Consider the following 6,345-nt stretch of genomic DNA (forward strand, 5'->3'; position numbering starts at 1 on the left):
TCGTCCCCCGTCTCACAGCACTTCGTCCACGTCGAAGACCGGACCGTCCCTGCACACCAGGGCGTACCCTCCCCCTGCCTCGGAGCGTCGCGTCCTGCAGGCGCACCCCTTACAGGCTCCAAGGCCGCAGGCCATGCGCTCTTCGAGGGAGACGTAGGCAGGAAAACCGTACCTGAGGTGCAGCTCCTTCATGCCCAGACCGAGGCGACGAGAACCGCAGGAATAGGCGGCGTCAAATTTCAGGCTGCGGCAGTCCTCCGCCATCCGGTCCGTGACGTTGAGGGAGGGGGCCGTCGTCGTCGTCACCCTGGCCCCAAGGCGCTCAAACTGCGATCGGTTGAACAGGCCCTCCTCGCTCCTTGCGGAGAGGTAGACGTGCAGCTCCGTGCCATGGGCGGCGTAGTCCTGCGCCAGCAAAAGGAGCGGCGCGATCCCCATGCCCCGACCGATGAGGGCGACCCACGAGGCACCTTCCCAAACGGGGAAACCCCGCCCCAGCGGGCCGAGGACCGCGACGCTGTCGCCCGGCCTCAGGGCGGACATGAGGCTGGTTCCACGGCCCCTGACCTGATAGAGCAACGTCATGACCCCATTCTTTCTGTCCACCGAGTTGATGCTGAACGGACGCATCAGGAAGGGATCGTCGCCCTCCCAACAGCGGACCATGACGAACTGCCCCGGGCGGGAGAGCCCGGCCATATCCTGTACGTCGAGGTCGAGCGCGAAGGCCTCCGCGCCGACCTTCACCTGTTGAAGCACACGGCATTTCAGGTACATTGCTGCCTCCTTCCCGTTGCGGCTCCGTCTAAAAAACTTTATCGACACCCGGCCCTGCAGCCCCTTGCGCAGGCGGTGAAAAAACGGCCCACGGGCGCCGGAAAATTCGCTGGGGCGATGACGCCGGACGATGACGGAGGAATCGACCCCCCCATGGGCTCTACCCATTGGATTTACCTTATCATAGATGAGCGGGAAAAGACACTGCGAGTTTGCACCGAGGGTGCAGCCATGGGCAAGGCGCACTGCTGGTATAATTCAGGGGCGAGGGGAATAAACAGGTCTGCGGATTGGCGAGGTGCAGAATGTCGGACGTTTTAAAGGCGCGGGTCTACGACGCACTGAAGGACATCCTTCGGGACAAGGGACTGGATAAGGTCACGGTTCGCGAGCTGGCCGAACGCTGCGGCATCTCGCGGCAGGGATTTTATTACCACTTTCAGGATATTGCCGACGTCTTCAAGTGGAAGATATCCCTGGAGCTTGAGAGGGGGATGGCGCGGCTCCTCCGCGCAAAGTCCGTGGAGGATCCACTTGTCGCGGTGGTTTTGACGATGAAGGAGCACAGCAGCGTCCTGAAGAGTGTGCTGAACTCGGCAAAACTGCGCGACCGGCTCATGCCCGTCCTCATCGACGCCATACAGGAAAACATACGTCCCCTGCTGTATCGCTACGTCAGCTCGGCTTACCTTGACACGGAACGGCGGGAAGCGCTGGTCACCTTTCTGGCATACGGCATCGTCGGCATTATTGTCGAAAAATCCGACGAGAGCAATTTTGTGCCCGAATTCATCATTCGAGAGATCAAGCTTCTGCTGGAGGCTCGGTTCGGTCCGGAACCACGGGGCCGACCGCCTGCACCCCTCGTAAAAGATCGTTTTTGAAAAATTCGGAAGCGACGACGAAGGCTTCGTCATTTCATGCACACCTCATCGGCCCAGGGTGGGCCGGTATTCCTTGACAGAACGCTAAAGGTGTCCATCCGGTTGTTCGGTCTGTTGATAGAATAGTGCGCCATGAAGAGGACGGGCCGGATGCTCAGGATCGTTCCGCTCCGGCGTCCCGGTCCTGCAGAGTTGAGGAAGGTGAAATGATGAAAAGAGTTTTTTTGGGCACTCCGATGAGGGCAGCGGCAGGGTTTTGCGTCATCCTCGCCGTCTGCGCGGGCCTGGGCGCTCTGCGCATGAAAGGGGTTTCCGAGGCAGAGCCGGAGGTGAATCGCCCGGTGAGGACCGTCGCCCTTGAAAGCGTTGGCGGCGAGAAGGCCAAACGCTATTTTGGGACCGTGCAGGGCGCGAGGCGCGTTGAGCTCTCGTTCCGGGTTTCGGGTCCGCTGAAGCAGGTTCGGGTGGAGAAGGGGGCCTCGGTCAAGAAAGGAGAGCTTTTGGCCGCCATCGACCCCCGCGATTTCCGGACGCGGCTGAAGCAGGCGCAGGGGGCCCAGGCTCAGGCGCAGGCCCAGTACGACGACGCCTCCGCCAACTTCAGGCGCTATGACAATCTCTACAAACAAAAGATCGTCGCCGCGTCCACGTACGACACGTACAAGGCTCAGCTGGAGGTGACCCGCTCGGCGCTGCGCTCGGCGCAGGCGCAGACGGCCGCCGCCATGGACGCCCTGAAGGACGTGGAGTTGTACGCGCCCTTTGACGGCATCATCACCGACCGCATGGTGGAAAACTTTCAGGACGTGACGGCCAAGCAGCCGGTGATCTCTCTTCAGGACATTTCGACGTTGGAGATCGTGTTCGCCCTTCCCGACAACGACGTACTTCTGGCCCCCCTTCCCGCGTCGGCAGACCTCAAGACACTGGTGAAGGACACCCAAAGCTACTCCATGGAGGCGCGATTCGACGCCGTCCCTTCGCGGGCGTTTCCGGTGCGGTTGAAGGAGTTTACGGCCCAGGCTGACCCGGCCACGAAGACCTATCCCGTGACCGTCACCATGCCGCAGCCGGACGACGTCCGGATACTGCCCGGCATGGCGGCGACGGTGACGGTGCGCTTCTCCGCCAGCGCAATGAGCTCGGAGGACCGCTATATCGTCCCGGCTACGGCCATCCTGAACGAGGGCGGGGACCGCTGTTTCCTGTGGCGTTTCGAGGAGGGGCAGGTGCGCCGCGTGCCGGTGACGACGGGCGCCCCTCATAACGACGGGATGCTGGAGGTCTCCGGCCCGGACCTGCGCAGCGGGGACAGGATCGTCGCGGTCGGCGTCCACTTCCTGCGGGACGGGCAGAAAGTGCGTTTGATGGAGGAGACGGACCGATGAGGCGGCACGAGCTTCCCCGGTCGAAAGCGGGTGAGCGGCGATGAACGTTGCCAGGGCCAGCATCCGTCGCCGGACGGTCGTCCTGTTCCTCTGCGTCCTGACCGCCGTGGCGGGGGTCGCCGCGTACTTTCAGATCGGCAAACTGGAGGACCCGGCCTTCACAATCAAGACGGCCGTCGTCACGATCGTCTATCCCGGCTCCACCGCCTACGAGGCGGAGAGGGAGGCCACCAGCCGCGTGGAGGATGCCGTCCAGTCCATGGGGGAGGTCGAGCACATCCGTTCGCGCTCCACTCCGGGCCTGGCCATCATCTACGTGGACATCAAGGACGAGTACACGTCAAAGGAGCTTCCCCAGGTATGGGACGTCCTGCGCCAGAAGCTGTACGACGTGCAGACGGACATGCCATCGGGCAGCACCATCCTGATCGACAACGACTTCGGCGACGTGTACGGCCAATACTATGCCCTGGTGGGCGATGGCTACGGCATGAAGGAGCTGCGGGACTACGCGGACTTCCTCAAGAAGCAGCTGGTACTCGTGCCTGAGGTGGCCAGCGTCAAAATTCTGGGCGAACAGCAGGAGGGCGTCTACGTCGAGTTCTCCGCGAGCCGCATGGCCTCCCTCGGTCTTTCGCCGAGCGCTGTCTTCTCGGTACTGAACCAGCAGAACAGCCTCTCGGCCGTCGGCACCACGACGCTGGGTGACCGCTTCGTGAGGATATCGCCGACGGGCTCCATCCTCTCGGTGGAGGACATCGGCGATCTCGTCGTCGGTGGACAGGGTGGGAGGCTGACCCGGCTCCGCGAGGTGGCGACCGTACGCCGCGACTACGTCGATCCCCAGACCTTCATGATGCGCTTCAACGGCCGTCCCGCCCTCGGCATCGGCATCGCCACGGTGACCGGAGGCAACGTCGTCAGCATGGGTACGGCCGTCGCGAAGCGATTGAAGGCGTTGGAGGCAAGACGTCCCATCGGCATCGAGCTGGAGGATATCTACATGCAGTCCGAGCAGGTGACGAAGTCCATCCAGGACTTTCTCGTCAACCTTGCGGAGTCGCTGGCGATCGTCGTGGGCGTGCTGTTGATCTTCATGGGGCTGAGGACGGGGTTGATCATCGGCATCGTCCTGCTGTTGACCATCGCAGGCACCTTCGCGGTCATGAACTCCGCGGGGATATTTCTTCAGATCGTCTCCCTCGGCGCCCTGATCATCGCCCTGGGGTCGCTGGTGGACAACGCCATCGTCGTCTCCGAGGGGATGCTGGTCGGCGTGGAGCGCGGCGTGGCGGTGGAGGACGCCGCGTCGGACACGGTGGAAGGCTCCCAATGGGCGATGCTGGGGGGAACCCTCATCGCCGTGCTGGCCTTCGCCCCGATCGGCCTGTCGAAGGACATGACCGGCGAGTTCTGCAGAAGCCTGCTGCAGGTGGTGGGCATCTCCATGATGCTGAGTTGGGTAGCCGCCCTCACGGTGACGCCGGTCCTGGGACAGCTGATGCTCAAGCCCGGAAAACAGGAAGGAGACCCCTACGACAGACCCCTGTTCCAGGCCTACCGCGCCCTGCTGGAGGGGTGCCTGCGGCACCGCGTCCTGACGCTGGCCGTCACGGTGGCGCTCTTCGCCCTTTCCGTCGTCGCCCTCATGAACATGAACCAGTCCTTCTTCCCGGACGCCAATACCGTCTACTACACCGTGGACCTCTGGAGCGCCGAGGGGACGTCGCTCGACGCCCAGAGACGGGCCACCGAGGACCTGGAGGGATACCTGCGCTCCCTGCCGGAGGTGAAGAACGTCTCCGGTTTCGTCGGCGGCGGCAGCCTGCGCTTCATGCTGACCTATTCTCCGCCGGACCCCAACAGCGCCTACTCCCAGCTCCTCGTGGAGGTGAAGGCCCCGGAGGAGACGCGGCCCAACCTGCTGAAGGCCCAGAGGTACATCGACGAGCGGATGCCCTCCGTCGAGGGCGCGTGCAAGCCCTTTGCCCGCGGCAGCGGCATGGTGCCGAAGCTGGAGGCACGCTTTTCGGGCGACGATCCCGAGGTTCTGAGGGCGCTGGCGCGAAGGGCCAGGGATATCCTGGAGGACGATCCAAGCCACCTGTTCGTGCGCCACGACTGGCGTGAGCCGGTGGAGGTGATCCGACCGAGGGTCCTGAAGGATCAGATGCAGAGCCTGGGGCTGACCCGTCCGCAGATCAACCAAGCCATCATGACGGGCACGACGGGCCTGACGGTTGGCGCTTTCCGCGACGGGGACAGGTCGCTGCCGATCCTGGCCGTCCTGAACCCCGAAGAACGCAACCGCATCGACCGCCTGCGCTCCATTCCGGTCTGGTCGCCGGCGGCCAACCGCTCCGTCCCGCTGGGTACGGTGGTCTCGTCGCTGGACGTGGCCTTCGAGGACAACATCGTCATGAGGCGCGACCGCAGCCGCACGATCACCGTGGCCAGCGAGGTGAAACTCGGCAGGAACGCGGACGCCATGCTCAGGCGCGTCAGGCCGTCGATCGAGGCGATCGAGCTGCCCGTCGGCTACTCACTGGAGTGGGGCGGTGAGAAGGAGATGTCAGACGATGCGATGGCAGGCATGGCCGTGGCCTTCGGGCCGGCCCTGCTGGTCATGTTCACGATCATGCTCTTCCTCTTCAACGGCTTCCGTCAGCCCCTGATCATCTTCTGCTGCCTTCCCCTGATCGTGATCGGCGTCGTCGGCGGGCTGTGGATCGCCGGCATGGACATCAGCTTCATGGCCACCGTCGGACTGCTCAGCCTCGTGGGGATGCTGGCCAAGAACTCCATCGTCCTCCTCGACCAGGTGAGCGGCGATTTCGAAGCCGGCAGGGATCGTTACGAGGCCATCGTCGAGGACGGCGTCGGCCGCCTGCGCCCCGTCGCCATGTCCGCCCTCACCACGGTGCTGGGCATGATCCCGTTGACCTGGGACCTGCTCTTCGGGCCCATGGCCGTCACGATCATGGCGGGCCTGACCGTCAGCACGATCCTGACGCTGATCGTCATCCCCGTCCTGACCGCCGTCGTCTACCGCGTTCCCTGTCCGCATACATAAAAATAACGGTGGGGACGGCCGCCCGTAAAAACATTGCGAGGACTGCCGTCCCTTTCCCGCTTCCTGGTGCTATCATAACTGAGTTGAGGGACGGTGTTTAAGAGGACAGGACGCCGCGCCTGCGGGAGGACCGACTCCGCAGGCGCGAGCCGGCCTTTCCGGAATCTGCAAGGAGATGGGACCGATGTTCGCTCAAAGGCTCTGGGCTTTGACGAAAAAAGAG

Annotated in this window: 3 protein-coding genes and 1 pseudogene; 3 read left to right on the forward strand and 1 reads right to left on the reverse strand. The window is 63.6% G+C overall.

Going from position 1 to position 6,345, the window contains the following annotated elements; all coding sequences use genetic code 11:
* Positions 1-12: 12 nt before the first annotated feature.
* Positions 13-777, reverse strand: a complete 765-nt coding sequence (locus tag ACO41U_RS03705) for a dihydroorotate dehydrogenase electron transfer subunit (RefSeq protein WP_485941698.1) — start codon at positions 775-777, stop codon at positions 13-15.
* 305 nt (positions 778-1,082) lie between these two features.
* Between ACO41U_RS03705 and ACO41U_RS03710 the strand changes: the two genes are divergently transcribed.
* The 3 genes and pseudogenes from ACO41U_RS03710 to ACO41U_RS03720 all read left to right on the forward strand — a co-directional run.
* Positions 1,083-1,661, forward strand: a complete 579-nt coding sequence (locus tag ACO41U_RS03710; protein WP_485941700.1) for a TetR/AcrR family transcriptional regulator — start codon at positions 1,083-1,085, stop codon at positions 1,659-1,661.
* A gap of 206 nt (positions 1,662-1,867) precedes the next feature.
* Positions 1,868-3,049 carry an efflux RND transporter periplasmic adaptor subunit gene (locus ACO41U_RS03715; RefSeq protein WP_485941702.1) on the forward strand — a complete coding sequence of 394 codons (1,182 nt, stop codon included), beginning with the start codon at positions 1,868-1,870 and terminating at the stop codon, positions 3,047-3,049.
* Between the two features lie 40 nt (positions 3,050-3,089).
* Positions 3,090-6,080, forward strand: a pseudogene (locus ACO41U_RS03720) (efflux RND transporter permease subunit); the annotation flags it as partial.
* Positions 6,081-6,345 lie beyond the last annotated feature (265 nt).

This window comes from Fretibacterium sp. (assembly GCF_057312375.1).

Excerpts from the sequence above, each read along its gene's own strand:
- ACO41U_RS03705 (WP_485941698.1), bottom strand. The coding sequence starts at position 777 with ATGTACCTGAAATGCCGTGTGCTTCAACAGGTGAAGGTCGGCGCGGAG.
- ACO41U_RS03710 (WP_485941700.1), top strand. The coding sequence starts at position 1,083 with ATGTCGGACGTTTTAAAGGCGCGGGTCTACGACGCACTGAAGGACATC.
- ACO41U_RS03715 (WP_485941702.1), top strand. The coding sequence starts at position 1,868 with ATGATGAAAAGAGTTTTTTTGGGCACTCCGATGAGGGCAGCGGCAGGG.